This is a genomic window from Rhodococcus sp. P4_E4 (genome assembly GCF_056401575.1).
This window is the reverse complement of record NZ_JBFUJB010000002.1, coordinates 204,386-223,856: the sequence shown is the minus strand read 5'-3', so window position 1 is coordinate 223,856 and position 19,471 is coordinate 204,386. Positions and strand designations below refer to the sequence as shown.

Below are 19,471 nucleotides of genomic sequence, written 5' to 3'. Positions count from 1 at the left end.
CGACATGAACTGTGCGCCTGTGTCGGCGACAGCGCAGACAACAGGTGGCACCGACCCGAGTGTCGGTGTTGTGATCTACTCTCTTGCAATTGCGTGACTACGCCTTGGGGGGCGGGCCGGCGGTAGTCGGACGAGGCGCGTGGCGGCAACAGTTGCAGCACCGATGGGGGTGGGTGAATTGAGCACTGTCAGATTTGCGCGTCGAGCGCGCCGTGAATCGCCGCGTACACCGGGCGGCGAGGTGACGCTTCAGGCCCCACCGGAGATTCCTCGCGTCACGCCGGGAAACCTACTGACCAAACTACTTCCGGTGATCATGGTGGTTGCCATGATCGGCATGGTGGCGCTGATGTTCTCTTCCGGCATGGCGCGCAATCCGATGTCCCTGCTGTTTCCGGTCATGATGATGGTGTCGATGCTCGGGATGCTCGCCGGGGGCGGTCGTAGCGGTGGAGCACGAGCGTCCGAAGCGAACGAGGACCGCAAGGACTACCTGCGGTACCTGGATCAGATGCGCAGCGATGTTGCTGCGACGTCTGGTGCGCAGCGTGCTGCTCTCGAGTGGAGCAATCCCGAGCCGTCGCAGCTTTGGACACTGGCCGGGACTGTGCGGATGTGGGAACGTCAGATCACCGACTCGGACTACTGCCACGTTCGGGTCGGTCTGGGTGCACAGCGATTGGCCACCAGACTTGTATCGCCGGAGACCGGGCCGGTCGAGGATCTCGAACCCGTCGCTGCTGTCTCACTTCGGCGATTCGTCCGTGCGCATTCGGTTGTAAAGGACCTGCCGACCGCCGTCTCGCTTCGCGGATTTGCTGCAATGTCCATTGAGGGGCAGAGGGATTCCGCTCGAGCGCTCGTCCGCTCGATGTTGATGCAGCTGTGCACTTTCCACGGTCCGGACACCGTCCAAGTTGCAGTGGTGTGCGGTCCCGATACCGAAGCCGAGTGGGAGTGGGTCAAGTGGCTCCCACACGTGCAACACCCGGAATCTCAGGACGGCGCCGGCACTTCACGCATGGTGTTCGGTTCGTATCTCGAGTTCGAAAGTTCCCTCGGGGAAACGCTTTCGATGCGTGCTCGATTTGCTCGCAACACTCCAGCGAGTGCGGGCGTTCCGCATCTCGTGTTGGTCGTGGACGGTGGCTTGCTCGAAGGTGACACCGGCCTGTTGTCCGAAACCGGGCTCGACTCGGTGACCGTCCTCGACCTGTGCGGGTTCTGCCCGCGGCTGGCGGCGGCGCGTGGTTTGCGACTGGTCGTCGGTAGCGATCAGATCGGCGCGGTGAGCAGCGCAGGAGTCGAGAATTTTGCGACGCCTGACGCCGCGACAACGAGCCTGGCGCAGTCGTTCGGACGTCGCATCGCACCGTTCCGTGCGGCATCGCAGAACGCCGTGGACGCGACTGACGACGACCGATCCCTTCGGACCTGGAGCCAGATGTTGGGGATAGGAAATGTTGCGAGGTTCAATCCTGAACATGGCTGGCTGCCACGTCAGGGGCGCGACCGACTCCGCGTGCCGATCGGTGTCGGACAAGATGGAAACCCTGTCGAACTGGATCTGAAGGAGTCGGCCGAGAACGGTATGGGTCCGCACGGGCTGTGTATCGGAGCCACCGGTTCTGGTAAGTCGGAGTTCCTGCGAACCTTGGTACTCGGCCTGATCGCGACGCACTCACCCAACGCACTGAACCTCGTCCTGATCGACTTCAAAGGTGGTGCAACCTTTCTCGGCCTGGAGGAGGCGCCGCACGTTGCTGCGATCATCACCAACCTTGCCGAGGAATTGGCGATGGTCGATCGTATGAAGGACGCACTCGCCGGCGAAATGAATCGTCGACAGGAACTGCTGCGTGCGGCAGGAAACTTCGCAAACGTGTCCGATTACGAGAAGGCGAGGCTGGCCGGCGCTGCACTCGATCCGTTGCCTGCACTCTTCGTCGTTGTCGACGAGTTTTCCGAACTGCTCAGTCAACAGCCGGAATTTGCCGAATTGTTCGTGGCCATCGGGCGATTGGGCAGGTCACTTCACATTCACCTGCTGCTGGCCAGTCAGCGGCTCGACGAAGGAAAGCTTCGGGGTCTCGACAGCCATCTTTCGTATCGCGTCGGTTTGAAAACGTTCTCGGCGAACGAGTCCCGTTCCGTTCTCGGCGTTCCCGATGCTTATCACCTGCCGGGCACACCCGGTGCGGGATACCTGAAGTCCGATTCTGCGGAGATCGTTCGCTTCCAAGGTGCATACGTGTCAGGCCCGTACGAGGGCGAGCGGATAGTGCCCACTCGATTCTCGGTAGATTCCCCCGTCGAACTCGCGCCGCTGCCGTTTACCGCGACGCCCGTGGTCGGGCCAGAGGCTGTTGTCGTTCCCGTCGAGCCCGATGTCATCGACATGGGCGAAATCGGTGACGATGCACGTACTCTCATGGGAGTCCTCGTCGACCGCATGCGCTCTCACGGTCCACGCGCGCACGAGGTGTGGTTACCGCCGCTCGAGGCATCCCCGACGCTTGACCAGTTGTTGCCGCGGTGGGCGGCCGGTGATCAACCTCGCGGAAATCTGAGCGCACCCTTCGGCGTAGTCGACAGGCCGTTCGATCAGCGCCGCGATCTTCTCGTCGCCGATCTGAACGGATCAACGGGCAACCTCGCGATCGTCGGCGGCCCGCAGTCGGGAAAGTCGACGGCCTTGCGCACGTTGATCTTGTCTCTGAGCATGACGCACACGCCGGAACAGATTCAGTTCTACTGCCTCGACTTCGGAGGTGGAACGCTCCTCGGATTGAAAGATCTGCCGCACGTCGGATCGGTGGCAAACCGCTTGGATTCCGACCGCGTCCGCCGCACGGTTGCCGAGGTACTCGGTGTGGTCGCGAAACGAGAGCGACTGTTTCGTGACCTCGGCATCGACTCCATGGCTGATTTCCGAGGATTGCGAACAGCTGATCCTGCCGGGGAAGGTGTGGCGGCGGGACTCCGAGATGACCCGTACGGTGACGTCTTCCTCGTCGTCGATGGTTGGCCCAGCGTTCGTTCGGATTTCGAATCACTCGAGCCTCAGATCAACATGCTCGCCGGTCAAGGTTTGTCCTTCGGTGTGCACGTGATCGTCACGACGTCGAGATGGGCCGAGATCCGGCCGGCACTCAAGGATCAACTGGGTACTCGCATCGAACTTCGATTGGGTGATCCGGGAGATTCGGATGCGGGTCGCCAGAAAGCCAGCCTGGTGCCGGAAGGTCGACCGGGTCGTGGCATCACGCGCGACGGGCTTCACCTTCTCACCGGACTACCTCGAATCGGCGGTTCGCCCGGTAGTGAGAATTCCGGTGGGTCTGTGGCGTCGACGGTCGAACATATTGCAGCCATGTCGAATTCGCGCCCGGCGCCCACCGTGCGGATGCTTCCGGATTCGTACTCGCGGGCAGAACTTCTCGAAGCTGTCGGGACCCGGTGGCCCTCACCGAGTGCGGCCGACGGTCGGTGCCTCACCGTGCCGATCGGGCTCGGTGAGACCGACCTCTCCCCGGTGTACATGGACTTCCGGGAACACCCGCACCTCTTGATATTCGGCGACACCGCGTGTGGCAAGACATCTCTTTTGCGCGGAATAGCGGAAGGGATCATCGCGTCGAACACACCGGCGCAGGCCAAGTTGATTATCGGTGACTATCGGCATTCCCTGCTGGGAGTGGTCGAAGGGAATCACCTCGGCGGTTACTCGGCGTCGTCGACGACCTTCGGTGAGTTGATGGTCGACTTGGCTCGGATCGTCGCCGCCAGAATGCCGAACGCCGAAACAACACAGCAGCAATTGCGGGAAAGGTCGTGGTGGAGTGGACCGGAGATTTATGTACTGATCGACGACTACGACCTTGTGGCCACACCGAGTGGTAATCCGGTGGCGCCGTTGCTCGAGTACATTCCGCATTCCAAGGACATCGGTTTGCACCTGGTGATTGCCCGCCGTTCCGGTGGCGCGGCCAGAGCACTCTACGAGCCGGTCATTGCGAGAATTCGCGACATGGCACCGGCCGGATTGATCATGAGCGGAAGTCGCGACGAGGGAAATCTCGTCGGCACCGTCCGCGCGTCGGCATTGCCGGAAGGTCGTGGGGTCTACGTTTCTCGGTCGCAAACCCAACTTGTCCAAGTTCCGTGGATGCCACCGCTGTGACCGTTCCGTCCTTGGTGTCGGTCTCGCTACATTGGGGTGCATCCAATATCTGGGTCGTCTCGGGTCAACGCGAATTCTGTTGCAGTGCAGACCTCAGACGCGAACCGGCGTCGGGTCCCGGTACGACCGGTGAAAATGCGATCGATTACGTCGACGACGATTATGTCGACGTAGATGGTCGGATTGTCCCCACCGTCTTGGAGCTGGCCAGGCTGATCTCCAGTGCGATGGACGGGTGCGGAATCGTCGATGCAGACATCCTCTATCTCAGCCATCCCTCGGATTGGGGTGCCCCACGTAGGCGGCGATTGCTCGATGCCGCACGGCGAGTGGCGCACGACGTCGTCCTCGTTCCGACGTCGGTCGCGGCGGCGAGGTCGGCTCGTACAGCCTGGCGATCACGGTGTGTCGTCCTCGAACTGCGTGGCGGAATGGTGGTCGCTTCTGTTGTCAGCGAGGTCGACGGTGAACTCCGAATCGACGGGGCACAAAGTTCGGCGATCGCAGACGCTGCGGGGTTGTTTTCCGGAATCGGGGACTTGTCGGTTCGGGACGCTGTGGTGTTGGTCGGGCCGCGCTCGCATGCCGTTGCGGCTTCGCTCGAACGTGGGTCGACGAATGTCCACGGCCACGCGAGCATTCGAATTCTGGACGAGAGTCGGGTGGCGTCGTCTCTGGTGGATCCTCGGACGCTCGTTCGCAAGACAACTGCGCGGGACAGTTCCGGTCGAATCGTCGACAATTCAGCTTTTGGCGCCGGGTGGGTAGGCGATCCGGATGGCGCGATGTCGATTCCTTCCGTGCACTCGACTGCCTCCTCGCCCCGTCGAGTCGGCGGGTGGCACGGAGGCCGTCGATGGTTCGCGGCGGCGCTTGCGGTGCTCGCCGTCGTCGCTGCGGTCGCGGCAACGGTCGTGGTGTCGACTCGCGATCGAGGCGATTCTCGGTTGGCGGACTCGGTTGCAGCTACGGCGGAAGGCAAAGCCGAGATCGTGGAGGCGTCGAAAGAGCAGGAAAAGCCTGCGCCGAAGACTTCGATTCCGTCGATCGAGTCCGGTGTCACGCCGGAACTCACGCGTGTGGAGGTGGGGAGCGTTGCAGCAGAGCTGCCTTCCGATTGGAAGCTTCTGTCACGAGGGACCTCGAGCGGGCGCACCGATTTGATACCCAGTTCCGGCGCTGATCGCAAGATCGTGGTCATCGAGAAAAGTCTTGCGGAAGGTGCTGGATTCGATTCCGTCGAAGCCGCTTTGCGTCAGCAGTTTTCGGCGTTCGAGGACCCATTGCGGTTCGGAGAGTTTTCTGTGATCGACGATGCCGCAGGAAAACAGGCAGTGGTGTACGTCGAGTTTCCGGACGATTTCTCCGAGGTGCGTTGGCACGTGTACGTCGACAACGGTCGGCAAGTGAGTATCGGCTGCCAGTATCTGGTCGGTGAGTGGGACAGTCTCGAAGCGGACTGCCTGCGGATGTGGCAGTCACTCGAATTCACGCCCTGACCGGATCGGTCGGTTCTGCAAACATTCTTCGATCGGGCCGGAACCGTTGGCACGGAGGTCGCGTCAAAGTATGTGTAGCGCACATCAGGGAGTTCCGCTCGACCCCGGTGCACATCCGACGGACAAGCCGTCGTGGGTGGTCGCCGATACCGAACGGTACTCACCGAATCCAGGGGGACGACATGGGCTTTACCGCAACTACCGCTGAATTGATCGATTCGGCGGGGACCATCGACGGACATCTCGGTGACATCAGGGGACTGGTCAACGCTGTTCGGTCGGAGGCCGACGCTTCGCACAATTCGTGGAACGGTGCGGCGCAGGTCGAATACGCAGGAATCATGGAGCGATACAACAGCGCGGCCCTGAAGTTGGACACTGCTCTGACCGACATCTGCGAGCAGATCAAACAGGCTGCGGGAACCTTCGACTCGACCGAAGACGACAACGTCAGCTCGCTTCGCGGCGCGACGGTGAACATGTCCTGACCGTCAGCTCTTCGCCGTTCGATCAAGCAGTCCTCAGCCAGTAGTTCTCACAAAGTTCTCTCCAGTCACACCGAACCGGGAGCAGTTATGTCCGACAGGATCAAGTACGACTTCGGCGGCCTCGCAATGCTGTCCGATCAGATGAAACAGCAGGCCAAAGCGATCAACGACAAGCAGGGCGACATCAAGGTTGTCGTCGACAAGCTGCAAGCAGGCTGGGAAGGGGCAGGTTCCGAAGCCTGGAACGACGCACAGCGCCGCTGGGCCCAGGCGTCCGAAGAACTGAACATGGTTCTCGCGCAGATCGCCGGAGCGACGGCGAGCGGCTCGGAGAAGATGCAGGAAGCTGACCGGATCGCCGCAAACGGGTTCGGTCGCTGACAACATTCATGTCGTGACGACACCCCGACTGCCCCGGTACCGTCAGGTTGCCGGGGCAGTCGCATGTCGATCGCTTACCCGCTGGTTCCCGACGAGGGCATTGTCGGCGGAGATGGCTGCGCTTTGACCTGGCAGCGGGTAGACCGGTATCGTCTATCGGTGGCGTGCCGTAGGGCTCCGGCAGAAATGCGTGGAGACCGGCGGTTCTCGGGTCTCAACTGGCCGCCGAGGATCGTTTACGCGATACGCACATGGTCAGCAGTGGAATGAATTAAGACGAGGAAGATCTGTGTCTACGTACACCCCGAAGGCCGGAGATGTGACCCACTCGTGGCACGTCATCGACGCCACTGACGTGGTGCTCGGCCGTCTTGCCGTTCAGGCAGCGAACTTGCTGCGTGGCAAGCACAAGCCCACCTACGCGCCGCACATCGACGGTGGTGACTTCGTTGTCATCATCAACGCTGAGAAGGTTGCCATCAGCGGCAACAAGCTGCAGGGCAAGAACGTTTACCACCACTCCGGATTCCCGGGTGGCCTGAAGTCCCGCACTGTCGGTGAGGTCCTCGACAGGACCCCCGATCGTCTCGTCGAGAAGGCCATTGTCGGCATGCTCCCCAAGACGAAGCTCGGCCGCGCAATGAGCAGCAAGCTCAAGGTCTACGCGGGCCCGAATCACCCCCACACCGCGCAGCAGCCGGTGCCGTTCGAGATCAAGCAGGTCGCACAGTGACATCGCCGGAAGAGCAGAACGTGTCCGAAGAGAACATCGAAGCAGTGGAAGAGCTTGTCGCCGCTGACGCAGTCGAGGTCATCGAAGAGGTTGCTGCAGCTACGCTCGCACCGATCGTCCTCGATCGCCCGGTCCAGACCGTCGGTCGCCGCAAGGAGGCTGTCGTTCGCGTTCGGATGACTCCCGGTACCGGTCAGTTCAAGCTCAACGGCCGTACGTTGGAGGATTACTTCCCCAACAAGGTTCACCAGCAGCTGATCAAGGCTCCGCTGGTGCTCGTCGAGCGTCCCGAGTCTTTCGACATCATTGCACTGCTGCACGGTGGCGGCCCGTCCGGTCAGGCAGGCGCACTGCGTCTGGCTATCGCGCGCGCACTCATCGAGGTAACCCCTGATGATCGTCCGGCCCTCAAGCGTGCAGGCTTCCTGACGCGTGACGCCCGCGCGGTCGAGCGTAAGAAGTACGGCCTGAAGAAGGCTCGTAAGGCATCGCAGTACTCCAAGCGCTGATGCTTTGCCGAGGTTGACCCGACGGGTCTGCTTCGGCACCTGTTCACCACAAGAGCGAGCGTCCATCGTTACCGGACGCTCGCTCTTGTGTTTCTCGGAGAAATTCCATTCTCGAGTTTCATTCTCGAGGTTCACAGGATTCAGGAGTCGTTCTATGGGTCGGTTGTTCGGTACTGACGGTGTTCGTGGACTTGCCAATTCGGATCTGACTGCAGATCTTGCATTGAGATTGGCAGTTGCCGCGGCGAGCGTACTGACAGCCGGCACTTCGGATGCCCGTCCGACCGCCGTGATCGGCCGCGATCCTCGCGCCAGCGGTGAGATGCTTCAAGCCGCGGTGACGGCCGGGTTGAGTTCCGCAGGCGTCGACGTGCTCGACGTGGGTATCCTTCCGACTCCGGCAGTTGCATACTTGACGGCAAAGCTCGAAGCCAGTCTCGGTGTCATGATTTCTGCATCGCATAATCCCATGCCGGACAACGGAATCAAGATTTTCGCGGCCGGTGGGCACAAGTTGGATGACGCTGTCGAGGTGGCGATCGAGGACGCGCTCGACGGCACTGCGCCGCCGGTCCTTCCGACAGGTGCCGGGATAGGCCGAGTCCGTGCGGTCGACGATGCCGCTCAGCTGTACCTTGCACATCTGGCGAGCGCGGCGAGCGAGCCGCTCGCTGGACTTACCGTTGTCGTCGACTGCGCCAACGGCGCTGCTTCCGCGCTCGCACCGGTTGCCTACGCAGCAGCGGGCGCTCGTGTCATCGCGATCAGCGCAGATCCCGACGGCCTCAACATCAACGACGGCTGCGGATCGACGCACCTGGAGAATCTTCAGAAAGCGGTAGTCGATCACGGGGCGGACCTAGGCCTCGCGCACGACGGCGACGCCGACCGCTGCTTGGCCGTCGACGAGACCGGCGCGGTGGTCGATGGTGACGCGATCATGGCTGTTCTGGCGATCGCGATGAACGAGGCCGGGGAGTTGGTCGAGAACACTCTCGTCGCGACTGTCATGAGCAATCTCGGTTTGCACATCGCGATGCGCGAGGCAGGCATCAACATCGTGACTGCTGCCGTAGGCGACCGCTACGTCTTGGAGGAACTGCGCGCGGGCGGATACAGCCTCGGTGGCGAGCAGTCAGGCCATGTTGTGTTGCCGGCGTTCGGCACCACGGGCGACGGAATTCTCACCGGTCTCAGGCTGCTCGGACGCATGGCTCGTACGCGTAAGTCGGCATCGGTACTGGCTGCAACGATGACCACCCTCCCGCAAGTGCTGATCAACGTGAAGGTCGGGGACAAGGCGGCAGTCGCAGCGTCGCCGTCGGTACTTGCAGCAGTCGCGGACGCCGAGCGCGTTCTCGGTGACGGTGGTCGAGTGCTCCTGCGCCCGTCCGGGACAGAGCAACTGGTCCGCGTCATGGTCGAGGCCACCGAACTTCCGCTCGCGCAGAAGCTGGCTGACGAGTTGGCCGAGATCGTCGGTTCGGTGTAGCCCCTCATTGCGCCTTCGCGTTTTGAGGGAACGTAATTGCGCCCTGCTGCGTCCAAGGAGTCAAAGGCCGCTCGACGTGCGAGTGGTTCCGTTGAAACTTGGGGGCGCTCGTGGATGTCGACCGCGCTGGAACAGATGAATTGGCACGCCATGCGGTGTCGGTGGCCCAGGGTCTGCGCGATTCTGCCGAGCCGATCAAGCATTTGCGAGGGGGCGGTGCCGCTTCGGGCCGTGACTACGCCGAGCACGGAGCCGCGTTGGAGTCGGCATTGGCGGTCCTGAATTCTCGCTTGACTGGCCGTGCGGATCTTCTCGATACGTTGGCGCGCCGGCTTTCCTCTTCGGCTGAGGCAATCACTGAGGTGGATCGTGAGGGTGCGCGGCGGGTGCGGGACTCCGGCGGGTCGGCCTCGTGATACCGAACAGCCTTACAGCCCAGGCAGTACCGAACGGCCCGTGTTCTTTCGAAGATATTCTTGCACTGCGTGATTCACATGCTCATCCCGACGAAATTCTGGAAGCGGGCGCTAGCGGACTGCAGTTCTTCGGCCGATTTCACGACCTGGCCACTCGGTTGGGTTTCGAAGAACGGATGCTTACCTCCTATGAGGATGCATATCGCGCAGAGGCGGGCATCGATATCGCGGCACTGACGCGAGACATGTCGGACATGGCTGCGGCGGTGGACGGTTCGGTCGCGGAGATCGCGATGCTGACGGTCCTGGCCGAGAATCTTCCCGCAGTGTGGAATGTTTCCGGCGTGGATGCGGTCGTCGATCAGGTCTTCGCCGCGCGGCGCGAAGCTCGGTCCGATGCGGATTCGGCGCCACTGTTGATCACGCTAGCCGACGAACTTGCGCGGACTGTTCGAACGGCTTTGGCAGACAAAGCTTTCAAGGTGGCCAGCCTCGACCGGGTGACCATCGGCGGTCTGGGTGCGGGGGAGATCGATCAGCTGGCTCACGTCGCTTCCAGCGGTCGTGGCGCGGCGCCATGGTTGGACACTGTTTTTCGGTCGGCGTATCTGGATGCCCGCGACGAATTCGACAGGGCGTGCGCGCAGTGTGCGAGCGCGGTAGGCGATGCTTTTGATGCCGCGACTCAATGGGTGACAGACGCCTTCCCGTCGACCTTGCCAGTCGCCGAGACAATCGAATCCGCTGCCGCGGCTGCGCCGATCTCTTTCTCGATCGGCGGCAACACGTGGGGCTTCTCGATTGCGCCCGACGGTCGTGGGGTGAGTCTCGATGTCGCCGGTGCTGACGGGAACTCTGTGTCTGTCACCGTGGAGTTGGACGAAAACGGTTGGCCGAGAATAGTTTTTGATGCCGGTCAGGAGGCGGTCATGCAGGAGACATACCCGCAAGAAGCGTCCCAGCCCGCGACACTTCAACCCGAAATTCCCCAGCCCGATAATCCCCAGCCCGAGATACCGGTTGAAACCACCGCCGAAGTCTCGCCCGCGCCGGACCCGGAGCCGCCTGTCACAGTCCCGGACGAGTCGATCGCCGGCCCCGACGGAGAGACGGGCGCTGAGCTGGCCGGAGCTGGTCCGCTGTGAAGTCCGTTCACGCGCCCTTCGAAGAGATCCGTCGAACTCTCGATTCTCAACTCGAGGACTTCCGTGAGCGCAGAGCGCTCGAGGACTTCCGTGAGCGCAGAGCGGCAGTGGCGAGCGAGGAATCGCGCCAGGAGCCGCCGTCCGAAACGACGTCTGCCGATAACGACACGGAAGGGTCGGTCAGATCCGGCCCGTATCTGCGATCCGCGTCAGAGCCGACGACGACGCCGACGAAGCCGTGCTCGCCGCCGGAGTCGGGGGCGGGCACGGACTCCTACTTACGCAACAGCTGGCTGGCCCGCGCGTCGGAGTGAGGTTCAACCGGGAGCAACGGCGCCGTGTGTGGAATCTCGACATCAGGATCAGCAAAGTCCTGGTACTTCTTGTCGCCGGTCAGATGGAACAACAGGAAGCCCGTGAGCAGGCACCGTGTGGCGGACTGTGTCTTGCGCTCGGATCCACCGAGGCCCAGGGCTCCGAGGAGTCGGCGGCCTTCGATCAGTCCGGCGTCTTGGCCGTCGTTCACGGTGCGTGCGACGACGGGGCCGCCCCACTCCACGCTCAGCGGGCGCGCATTGCTGGTCAAGGAATCGACGTCGTCTTGGCCGGCAAGGATCAATCCGGGCGCTGTGATCTTCGACGCGTAGTTCTCCGCCTTGGGTGCTGTCGGGGCCGGGAACAGCGCGGCTACCGCACCGACATCCCCGCGCTGCGCTGCGGCCAGTACCGCCGCGCCCGCGCCCATGCCGTGACCGGCAAAGGCGACTCGATCGGGGTGGACGCTGATCTGGCCAGGGCCGAGTCGTACGCCGACGCAGATGTCGAGCGTCGCTCGAAGATCTGCAGCCAAGCCGAGATGGGACGGGACCGGACCGCGTTCGCTGTCGGGCGCCGCTGCGACAATTCCCCAGGAAGCGAGGTGCTGGAGTGTCTGCTCGTACTTGTGGGACCCGACCATCCACCCGTGCGCGAAGGCAACGGCGGGGAGATTGAAACCGGTTTCCGGCGTGTACACGACACCCGGCTGTCCGGCCAGGGCGAGGTTGCCGCGGAGAACTCGGTGCGGGCCGCGCTTGGACAGCTCACGGGTCAGTGTCTTCAGTTTCGGTGCCACGGTTGAAGACGTTATCCGATGAGCGCCTCGTGTATGCGGAGCCGACGCTGCAACCGGCTGGGGGATGTCTGTGGAACCGCAAAATGCGCCCACCGCCGATGTCCAAGTACCCTGAGTCACCATGTGCGGAATCGTGGGATACGTCGGCCACCGCCCAGCTCTGGGCGTTGTGGTGGAGGCTTTACGGCGAATGGAGTATCGCGGGTACGACTCGTCGGGAATCGCGATTCTCGACGGAACCGGTGGGGTCGAGATCGAGCGTAAGGCCGGTAAGTTGGCCAACCTCGAGGCGGAGCTCGGCGAGTACGGCGCGGATCACTTTGTCGGTACGTCGGGTATGGGTCATACCCGGTGGGCGACGCATGGGCGACCGACCGACCGTAATGCGCATCCGCATCGTGATGCGTCGGGCAAGCTGGCTGTCGTTCACAACGGAATCATCGAGAATTTCGCCCCGCTGCGTGCGGAGCTCGAGGCTGCAGGCGTCGAGCTTCAGAGCGACACGGATTCCGAGGTGGCAGTTCACCTGGTAGCCCGGGCGTACTCCGACGGGCCGACGGCAGGTGATTTCATCGAGAGTGCGCTGTCGGTGGTTCGTCGGTTGGAAGGTGCGTTCACGCTCGTCTTCACGCACGCCGACCACGCGGACACGATTGTCGCCGCCCGCCGCTCGACGCCGCTCGTCGTCGGTGTCGGTGAGGGCGAGATGTTCCTCGGCTCCGACGTCGCTGCGTTCATCGAGCACACACGCGATGCGGTTGAACTCGGACAGGATCAGGCAGTGGTGATCACTGCCGACAGCTATCGGATCTCCGACTTCGCGGGCAACGAGGCAGAGGGGCGCCCGTTCCGCATCGACTGGGATCTCGCGGCCGCCGAAAAGGGTGGTCACGACTACTTCATGCTCAAGGAGATCGAAGAGCAGCCGACCGCTGTCGCCGACACGCTCCTCGGCCACTTCGAGAACGGGAAGATCGTCCTCGACGAGCAGCGGTTGTCCGATCAGGAACTGCGCGACGTCGACAAGGTGTTTGTCGTCGCCTGCGGTAGTGCCTACCACTCCGGACTGTTGGCGAAGTACGCGATCGAGCATTGGACGCGTCTACCTGTCGAGGTCGAACTCGCCAGCGAATTCCGTTACCGCGACCCGGTTCTGGATCGCTCGACGCTTGTTGTCGCGATCTCGCAGTCGGGGGAGACGGCGGACACACTCGAAGCGGTCAAGCACGCCAAGGACCAGAAGGCACGCGTCCTGGCGATCTGCAACACCAACGGTGCACAGATCCCGCGCGAAGCCGACGCCGTTCTCTACACGCGGGCAGGACCGGAAATCGCGGTTGCGTCGACCAAGGCCTTCCTGGCGCAGGTGACCGCGAACTACCTCGTCGGTTTGGCTTTGGCGCAGGCTCGCGGCACCAAGTATCCGGACGAGGTTGCGCGCGAGTACGCCGACCTCGAAGCTATGCCCGCATTGGTCAGCAAGGTGCTCGAGACGGCAGAACCGGTGCGCGCGTTGGCACGCCAGTTCGCGCACGCGTCGACCGTGCTGTTCCTGGGGCGCCACGTCGGCTACCCGGTGGCGCTCGAGGGTGCGCTCAAGCTCAAGGAGCTTGCGTACATGCACGCCGAGGGCTTTGCCGCCGGTGAGCTCAAGCACGGCCCGATCGCGCTGATCGAGGAGGACCTTCCGGTCATCATCGTCATGCCGTCGCCGCAGGGTCGCGCTGTCCTGCACTCGAAGTTGGTGTCCAACATTCAGGAGATCAAGGCGCGCGGGGCAACGACTATCGTCATCGCGGAGGAAGGCGATACCGTCGCCGCGGCGCACGCGGATCACCTGATCGAGATTCCGCCGTCACCGACTCTGCTGCAGCCGTTGCTGTCCACGGTTCCGTTGCAGATCTTTGCGGCCGAGGTTGCCGCGGCGCGCGGATACGACGTCGACAAGCCGCGTAACCTGGCGAAATCGGTTACGGTCGAATAGTTTTCGTAGGGAAATTCGGGCCCCGCAGTCGAAAGACTGKGGGGCCCGAGTGCGTTACGGCGTCTCGACGACGACGGTTCCGCGCATCTCGGGATGCGGTGTACAGGTGTAGTCGTAGGTTCCGGGTTCGGTGAACGTGTAGGTGTAAGTTCCCGATTTCTTGAGTGGGCTGCGGAGTTTGCCCTTGGCGTCTCCGAGGCCGTTGACGTCGTGGGCCATTCCGTTGTCGTCGAATACCCACGTGACGGTGTCGCCGACGTTCACGGTGATGGAAGCGGGGGAGTACGCCATCCCGGAGATGGTCACCACGGGTCCGCTCGCCGTCGTTTCGGCCGCAGATGGTGTGGAGTCGGTGCCGGAACTGCACCCGACCAGACCGAGAGCGAGGACGAGTCCCGCGATTGCCGGGCGAAGACGTGATTTCATGGTTTCGAGGGTAGCGACGGCAACTGAAGGGTTCCGACATGCGTGGGTACTACACAGTCGATCAGGTGCGAGAAGCGGAGGCGCCGTTGCTCGACAAGCTGCCCGACGGGGTGCTGATGCGTCGAGCGGCGTACGGTCTCGCGCGAGTCGTCGCGGACGAATTACGTTCCCGTACAGGATCGGTCGCGCATCGGTCGGTGACGCTTCTGGTCGGTACCGGCGACAACGGCGGTGATGCCCTGTGGGCGGGTGCGTTGCTCCGCAAACGAGGTGTGAGTGTTCGGGCCGTGTTGCTCGATCCGGCGCGCGCTCATCGGTCGGGCCTCGACGCTCTCCTGAAGGCCGGTGGCCGAGTCGCTGCCGAAGTCGGGTCGCCGGATCTGGTGATCGACGGCATCGTCGGGATTTCCGGGCACGGCGGTCTGAGGCCTGACGCAGCCGAGCTCGTCGGCCAGGTGGAGGCACCGATCGTGGCGGTCGATCTTCCGAGCGGCGTCGACGCGAACACCGGCGCAGTGGACGGCCCGTCGGTGACCGCTGATGTGACGGTCACATTCGGTGCGCTCAAGCCGGTGCACGTACTCGCGGCTCCGCTGTGTGGTCGTGTCGAACTCGTGGATATCGGATTGAGCGTCGGCGAACCGGCGTTCGGTTCGCTCGATCCGGCCGAGGTCGGTGCGCTGTGGCCGGTTCCAGTCCCGGAGGACGACAAGTACTCGCAGGGTGTGGTGGGCATCGTTGCGGGAAGTGAGCAGTATCCCGGCGCGGGCGTGCTCTGCACCGGCGCCGCGGTGACCGCGACCTCCGGCCTGGTCCGCTATGCCGGGCACGGCGCCGCCGAGGTGCTCGCCCGGTTCCCGGAGGTGATTGCGAGTGAGACGTTCCAAGCCGCCGGGCGGGTTCAGGCCTGGGTGGTCGGACCCGGTATGGGTACCGACGACGACGCCGCGCGGCTTCTGGCGTCGGTACTGGCTACCGATGTACCCGTTGTCGTCGATGCGGACGGACTTACCCTCCTCGCTCAACGTCCCGAACTTGTCGCAGCCCGGACCGCGCCGACTCTTCTGACGCCCCACGCCGGCGAGTTCGCACGATTCACACCACTCGGCGACGACAGAATCGCGGCCACGCGTGCTCTCGCCGAACGCCTCGGAGTCACGATTCTGCTGAAAGGCCATACGACGGTGATCTCGGATCCCGGCGGTGAGGTCCTGGTCAACGACGCCGGCGGCTCCTGGGCGTCGACCGCAGGCTCGGGTGACATCCTCTCCGGTGTGATCGGCGCGTTGCTGGCGGCGGGTCTGAGCCCTCTCGAAGCCGGGGCCGTCGGGGCGCGGGCTCACGCGTTGGCTGCGAACATCGCCGCTGCCGGCGGTCAGAGCGATGTCGCCGGAGCACCGATTTCGGCTTCGCCGCTGCTGGGAGGTCTGCGCGAGTCGGTGCGTGTGCTTCGCTCTTTTGCCCTTGATTGAGGGTGTTCAAACCCGAACACGTGTCCGATTCTGCGCGGGTGGCAGGATTGTCGCCATGACGCTTGCCCAGGGAAGAGCACCGAAGGAGCCTGCGGAGGGGAAGGCGAGCCGACTCGACGACGCAGTAGGGCCGCAGACGGAGGCAGTCGTCGATCTGGACGCGATCGCGCACAACGTGCGTGTCCTGCGTGAATTTGCCGGTGATGCAGCGTTGATGGCGGTCATCAAGGCGGACGGATACAACCACGGCGCAGTTGCGGTTGCGCGGACGGCACTGTCGGCCGGAGCCCGGGAACTCGGCGTCACCACCATCGCGGAGGCACTGGTCCTTCGCGAGGCAGGCATCACCGCTCCCGTCCTGGCCTGGCTGCACGGCCTCGACGCCGATTTCTCCTCGGCGATCCGGTCCGACGTCGAGATCGGCGTGTCCTCGCCGCGGCACCTGGCTGCTGTCGTCGACGCGGCACGGGTTCTGGGACAACAGGCGACCGTGACGCTCAAGGTGGACACCGGTCTCAATCGCAACGGCGTCTCGAGAACCGAGTGGCCGCAGATGCTCGACGACCTCGCTACTGCCCGGGACGAGGGCACGATCAGGCTGCGCGGAGTGTTTTCCCATCTTGCGCACTCGGACGAACCGCATCATGACGTCATCGACATGCAGAAGCAGCGTTTGATCGAAGCGGTTGCCGACGTCCGCGCTCGCGGATTCGAACCCGAAGTCGTTCATCTTTCCAACTCCGCCGCTACAGTCACCCGTCCTGACCTGCAATTTGACATGGTTCGACCCGGAATCGCGATATATGGATTGTCTCCGGTGCCCGAACTCGGAGATTTCGGTTTACGACCGGCGATGACGCTGCGAGCGAAGGTGATTCTGGTGAAGAAGGTGGCCGCCGGAGAGGGCGTCTCCTACGGGCATCAGTGGGTCGCACCGCACGACACCACTCTTGCGCTGCTTCCCGTCGGCTACGCCGACGGTCTGACTCGTTCACTGAGCGGCAAGTTCGAAGTGCAGTTGGGCGGCAAGCGTCGCCAGGCCGTCGGGCGGATCTGCATGGACCAGGTGTTGGTGGACCTGGGGCCGGACGGCGACGGAGTTCGCGAAGGCGACACCGCGATCTTCTTCGGCAACGGCGATCACGGCGAACCCAACGCGCAGGCCTGGGCCGACGTACTCGACACCATTCACTACGAGGTCGTGACCGGAATACGTGGACGCACTGTGCGTACGTACATCGGGGGAGAGACGTCATGAAGACTGCAGGAAAGATGAGCATTCTCGGTGGCCTGCTCAGCGCTGTGGCGCTCGGCTCGATGGCCGGCGTGAATGCATTCAAGACCGCGACGCGTCCGGGCCGGGAAATCTACGCGGACGAGGACTTCGACCTCATGACGCGCGACCGCAAGAGCACGGTGCGCACCGAGGACGGCGTCGAGCTGGCAGTTCGCGAAGTGGGACCGGATGACGCTCCGCTGACAGTCGTTTTCGTGCACGGGTACTGCCTGAGTGCGCTGTCCTGGCATTTCCAGCGCCGCCAGCTCGAAGAGCGATGGGGCAACAAGGTTCGCATGGTGTTCTACGACCAGCGCGGACACGGAGATTCAGGTATGCCGCGTTCGAAGAGTTGCACGGTCTCGCAGCTGGGCCGCGACCTCGCGACTGTCGTCGAGGCCAAAGTGCCCAAGGGACCGATAGTTCTCGTCGGCCACTCGATGGGCGGCATGACGGTGCTCGCGCTTGCCGGTCAGCGACCCGAATGGTTCGAGGGCCGAGTCATCGGCGTCGGGCTGGTCGCGACGACGGCGGCAGGGCTGGCCGAGACCGGTCTGACCCGCAATCTGCAGAATCCGATCATCGACGGGTTCCGGTTGGCAGTGCGCACCTCGCCAGGAGTGGTTCAGCACGCCCGGGGCGCTGCGCGAGTACTGATCACGCCGATCCTGCGTGCAGCGTCGTACGGCACCGATGTCAGCCCACGACTGCATGAGCTGTCGGACGGCATGCTCGACCGGACCTCGGTCGTGACCATCGTCAATTTCTTGCGGACGTTGGAACTGCACGACGAGTCCGCGTCCCTCGAGGTGCTCGCGCACACACCGGCAGTCGTGATCTGCGGCGATCAAGACATGATGATTCCGTTCATCAGCTCCAAGCGTCTCGCTGCCGATCTCCCCGAGTCTGAACTCGTGAGAGTTCACGGGGCCGGCCATCTGGTGCAGCTCGAGTTCCCGGCGATCGTGACGGACGCAATCGACAAGCTGGTGCAGCGTGCACAGGTAGAAGAGCGGTCCGATGTCGGCTGAGAACGCCACGGGACTTCCCGAATCCGGACAGATCACGTTGGAAACGGCAGAGGATACCGAGGCTTTCGGCCGACGGTTGGCGGCGGGACTTGTTGCCGGCGACCTGGTGGTGCTGGACGGGCCACTCGGGGCGGGCAAGACCGCGTTGACGCGCGGAATCGGCGCCGGGCTCGGAGTGCAGGGCCGGGTGACGTCCCCGACGTTTGTCATCGCTCGTGAGCATCGTCCGGGCACCCGCCCCGGCGGCGGAGTTCCCGTCGGCATGATCCACGTCGACGCATACCGGCTGGGAGACAGCGGACCGCATGCGCTCGACGAACTCGATGCCCTCGACCTCGACACCGACCTCACCGATGCAGTGGTGGTGGTCGAATGGGGTGGTGACGTCGTGGAAAGGCTCGTCGAACGACACTTGCGAGTGCAGCTTCATCGGGAACCTGAATCGGATGTGCGGACTGCGAGTTGGTCCTGGACGTCGTGAAACGGCGTTTCGTGTCGCAGACGTCGTGAAACGGCGTTTTGTGTCGCAGACGTCGTGAAACGGCGTTTGGTGTTATGGACGGCGTGACCCTCCCGGGCCGGAAGTAGTTCTTCACGTGCGGGTACCCTGAGAAATCGTGCTTGTTCTCGCAATTGACACCTCCACTCCGGCAGTCACTGCCGGTGTCGTCTCCCTGTCTGCTCCGTCACCGGACGCAGAGTCACCGGGCACCGAGTCGCCTGGCACCGAGTCACCGGGCACAGTGGAGACGCTTGCCGTGCGTGTCACGGTCAATCCTCGTGCGCACGCCGAGGTCTTGACCCCTCACGTCCTCGAATGCCTCGCCGAGGCCGGGCTCACGCCGGCAGAGTTGAACGCCGTCGTCGTGGGTGTCGGGCCGGGGCCGTACACCGGACTGCGTGTCGGCATGGCGACAGGCGCTGCCTTCGGTGATGCACTCGGTGTTCCCGTGTACGGCGTGTGCAGCCTCGACGCCATCGCGGCTGCGGTACCGACCACACAGAGCCTGCTCGTCGTGACTGACGCGAGGCGTCGCGAGATCTACTGGGCGCGCTACGACGGCGGAGTGCGCGTCGAAGGGCCGGCTGTGAATTCCGCCGGCGACGTTGATCCTTCGCCTTCGACGCTGATTGCCGGATCTGCTTCGCACGTGGACTTCTTCGATCTGCCCGTCGACCCGGCGGAGACACCCTCACCGGCCGGCTTGGTCACAGTCGCTGCTCGCGAGATTCTGGCCGGATCGGTTCCGGCCCCGCTCGAGCCGCTGTACCTCCGACGCCCGGATGCGAAGACCCTCGCAGAACGTGGCAAGTGAGACCGA

General features: G+C 63.5%; 18 protein-coding genes. 15 read left to right on the top strand and 3 right to left on the bottom strand.

What is annotated here, in order from left to right:
* The first annotated feature begins 163 nt into the window (after positions 1 to 163).
* The 9 genes from eccCa to AC1DVN_RS03950 all read left to right on the top strand — a co-directional run bounded on the left by eccCa (position 164) and on the right by AC1DVN_RS03950 (position 10,846).
* The gene (eccCa, locus tag AC1DVN_RS03990) at positions 164 to 4,183 is read left to right on the top strand and encodes a type VII secretion protein EccCa (RefSeq protein ID WP_242459947.1); all 4,020 of its coding nucleotides are present in this window, start codon (positions 164 to 166) and stop codon (positions 4,181 to 4,183) included.
* A complete protein-coding gene (locus AC1DVN_RS03985; RefSeq protein WP_477993486.1) occupies positions 4,180 to 5,682 on the top strand; it encodes a type VII secretion-associated protein in 1,503 nt (500 codons plus the stop codon). The genes eccCa and AC1DVN_RS03985 overlap by 4 nt, the downstream gene beginning before the upstream one ends.
* Positions 5,683 to 5,864: 182 nt before the next feature.
* Entirely contained in the window at positions 5,865 to 6,170 is a 306-nt protein-coding gene (locus tag AC1DVN_RS03980; RefSeq protein WP_003940986.1) for a WXG100 family type VII secretion target, read from the top strand.
* 87 nt (positions 6,171 to 6,257) lie between these two features.
* Positions 6,258 to 6,551: a WXG100 family type VII secretion target gene (locus tag AC1DVN_RS03975; protein ID WP_003940975.1), complete on the top strand. Its 294-nt coding sequence runs from the start codon at positions 6,258 to 6,260 to the stop codon at positions 6,549 to 6,551.
* Positions 6,552 to 6,840: 289 nt separating this feature from the next.
* Complete coding sequence (gene rplM / locus AC1DVN_RS03970) at positions 6,841 to 7,284, top strand: 50S ribosomal protein L13 (protein ID WP_019747566.1); 444 nt, start codon at positions 6,841 to 6,843, stop codon at positions 7,282 to 7,284.
* Entirely contained in the window at positions 7,281 to 7,793 is a 513-nt protein-coding gene (gene rpsI, locus AC1DVN_RS03965; RefSeq protein ID WP_060938798.1) for a 30S ribosomal protein S9, read from the top strand. Before rplM ends, rpsI begins: the two co-directional genes overlap by 4 nt.
* Before the next feature lie 154 nt (positions 7,794 to 7,947).
* The gene (glmM, locus tag AC1DVN_RS03960) at positions 7,948 to 9,285 is read left to right on the top strand and encodes a phosphoglucosamine mutase (protein ID WP_020906918.1); all 1,338 of its coding nucleotides are present in this window, start codon (positions 7,948 to 7,950) and stop codon (positions 9,283 to 9,285) included.
* A 110-nt stretch (positions 9,286 to 9,395) separates the two neighbouring features.
* Positions 9,396 to 9,701 carry a hypothetical protein gene (locus AC1DVN_RS03955; protein WP_477993483.1) on the top strand — a complete coding sequence of 102 codons (306 nt, stop codon included), beginning with the start codon at positions 9,396 to 9,398 and terminating at the stop codon, positions 9,699 to 9,701.
* A gap of 176 nt (positions 9,702 to 9,877) precedes the next feature.
* A complete protein-coding gene (locus AC1DVN_RS03950) occupies positions 9,878 to 10,846 on the top strand; it encodes a hypothetical protein (protein ID WP_477993481.1) in 969 nt (322 codons plus the stop codon).
* Between the two features lie 46 nt (positions 10,847 to 10,892).
* Here AC1DVN_RS03950 and AC1DVN_RS03945 read toward each other — a convergent pair whose 3' ends face one another.
* Both AC1DVN_RS03945 and AC1DVN_RS03940 read right to left on the bottom strand, forming a co-directional pair.
* Positions 10,893 to 11,114 carry a hypothetical protein gene (locus AC1DVN_RS03945; protein WP_021343574.1) on the bottom strand — a complete coding sequence of 74 codons (222 nt, stop codon included), beginning with the start codon at positions 11,112 to 11,114 and terminating at the stop codon, positions 10,893 to 10,895.
* Between the two features lie 6 nt (positions 11,115 to 11,120).
* Positions 11,121 to 11,960, bottom strand: a complete 840-nt coding sequence (locus AC1DVN_RS03940; protein WP_020969056.1) for a poly(ethylene terephthalate) hydrolase family protein — start codon at positions 11,958 to 11,960, stop codon at positions 11,121 to 11,123.
* A gap of 121 nt (positions 11,961 to 12,081) precedes the next feature.
* Here AC1DVN_RS03940 and glmS point away from each other — a divergent pair, with 121 nt between their 5' ends.
* Positions 12,082 to 13,944 carry a glutamine--fructose-6-phosphate transaminase (isomerizing) gene (glmS, locus tag AC1DVN_RS03935; protein WP_172933407.1) on the top strand — a complete coding sequence of 621 codons (1,863 nt, stop codon included), beginning with the start codon at positions 12,082 to 12,084 and terminating at the stop codon, positions 13,942 to 13,944.
* Positions 13,945 to 13,998: 54 nt separating this feature from the next.
* On the opposite strand, the gene AC1DVN_RS03930 is transcribed toward glmS, so the two are convergent.
* Complete coding sequence (locus AC1DVN_RS03930) at positions 13,999 to 14,370, bottom strand: cupredoxin domain-containing protein (RefSeq protein WP_019747573.1); 372 nt, start codon at positions 14,368 to 14,370, stop codon at positions 13,999 to 14,001.
* 38 nt (positions 14,371 to 14,408) lie between these two features.
* On the opposite strand from AC1DVN_RS03930, the gene AC1DVN_RS03925 reads away from it, so the two are divergent.
* From AC1DVN_RS03925 to tsaB, 5 genes are all read left to right on the top strand, one after another.
* The gene (locus AC1DVN_RS03925; protein WP_172933408.1) at positions 14,409 to 15,842 is read left to right on the top strand and encodes an NAD(P)H-hydrate dehydratase; all 1,434 of its coding nucleotides are present in this window, start codon (positions 14,409 to 14,411) and stop codon (positions 15,840 to 15,842) included.
* Between the two features lie 55 nt (positions 15,843 to 15,897).
* The gene (gene alr / locus AC1DVN_RS03920; RefSeq protein ID WP_019747575.1) at positions 15,898 to 17,100 is read left to right on the top strand and encodes an alanine racemase; all 1,203 of its coding nucleotides are present in this window, start codon (positions 15,898 to 15,900) and stop codon (positions 17,098 to 17,100) included.
* Complete coding sequence (locus AC1DVN_RS03915; protein WP_003940782.1) at positions 17,097 to 18,149, top strand: alpha/beta fold hydrolase; 1,053 nt, start codon at positions 17,097 to 17,099, stop codon at positions 18,147 to 18,149. Before alr ends, AC1DVN_RS03915 begins: the two co-directional genes overlap by 4 nt.
* Positions 18,139 to 18,630 carry a tRNA (adenosine(37)-N6)-threonylcarbamoyltransferase complex ATPase subunit type 1 TsaE gene (tsaE, locus tag AC1DVN_RS03910; protein ID WP_019747576.1) on the top strand — a complete coding sequence of 164 codons (492 nt, stop codon included), beginning with the start codon at positions 18,139 to 18,141 and terminating at the stop codon, positions 18,628 to 18,630. Before AC1DVN_RS03915 ends, tsaE begins: the two co-directional genes overlap by 11 nt.
* Positions 18,631 to 18,766: 136 nt before the next feature.
* Positions 18,767 to 19,465 carry a tRNA (adenosine(37)-N6)-threonylcarbamoyltransferase complex dimerization subunit type 1 TsaB gene (tsaB, locus tag AC1DVN_RS03905; protein WP_020906926.1) on the top strand — a complete coding sequence of 233 codons (699 nt, stop codon included), beginning with the start codon at positions 18,767 to 18,769 and terminating at the stop codon, positions 19,463 to 19,465.
* Positions 19,466 to 19,471 lie beyond the last annotated feature (6 nt).

Coding starts and splice junctions, on each gene's coding strand:
- eccCa (WP_242459947.1), top strand. CDS start 164: ATGGGGGTGGGTGAATTGAGCACTGTCAGATTTGCGCGTCGAGCGCGC.
- AC1DVN_RS03980 (WP_003940986.1), top strand. CDS start 5,865: ATGGGCTTTACCGCAACTACCGCTGAATTGATCGATTCGGCGGGGACC.
- AC1DVN_RS03975 (WP_003940975.1), top strand. CDS start 6,258: ATGTCCGACAGGATCAAGTACGACTTCGGCGGCCTCGCAATGCTGTCC.
- glmM (WP_020906918.1), top strand. CDS start 7,948: ATGGGTCGGTTGTTCGGTACTGACGGTGTTCGTGGACTTGCCAATTCG.
- AC1DVN_RS03950 (WP_477993481.1), top strand. CDS start 9,878: ATGCTTACCTCCTATGAGGATGCATATCGCGCAGAGGCGGGCATCGAT.
- glmS (WP_172933407.1), top strand. CDS start 12,082: ATGTGCGGAATCGTGGGATACGTCGGCCACCGCCCAGCTCTGGGCGTT.
- AC1DVN_RS03930 (WP_019747573.1), bottom strand. CDS start 14,370: ATGAAATCACGTCTTCGCCCGGCAATCGCGGGACTCGTCCTCGCTCTC.
- AC1DVN_RS03925 (WP_172933408.1), top strand. CDS start 14,409: ATGCGTGGGTACTACACAGTCGATCAGGTGCGAGAAGCGGAGGCGCCG.
- alr (WP_019747575.1), top strand. CDS start 15,898: ATGACGCTTGCCCAGGGAAGAGCACCGAAGGAGCCTGCGGAGGGGAAG.
- AC1DVN_RS03915 (WP_003940782.1), top strand. CDS start 17,097: ATGAAGACTGCAGGAAAGATGAGCATTCTCGGTGGCCTGCTCAGCGCT.
- tsaE (WP_019747576.1), top strand. CDS start 18,139: ATGTCGGCTGAGAACGCCACGGGACTTCCCGAATCCGGACAGATCACG.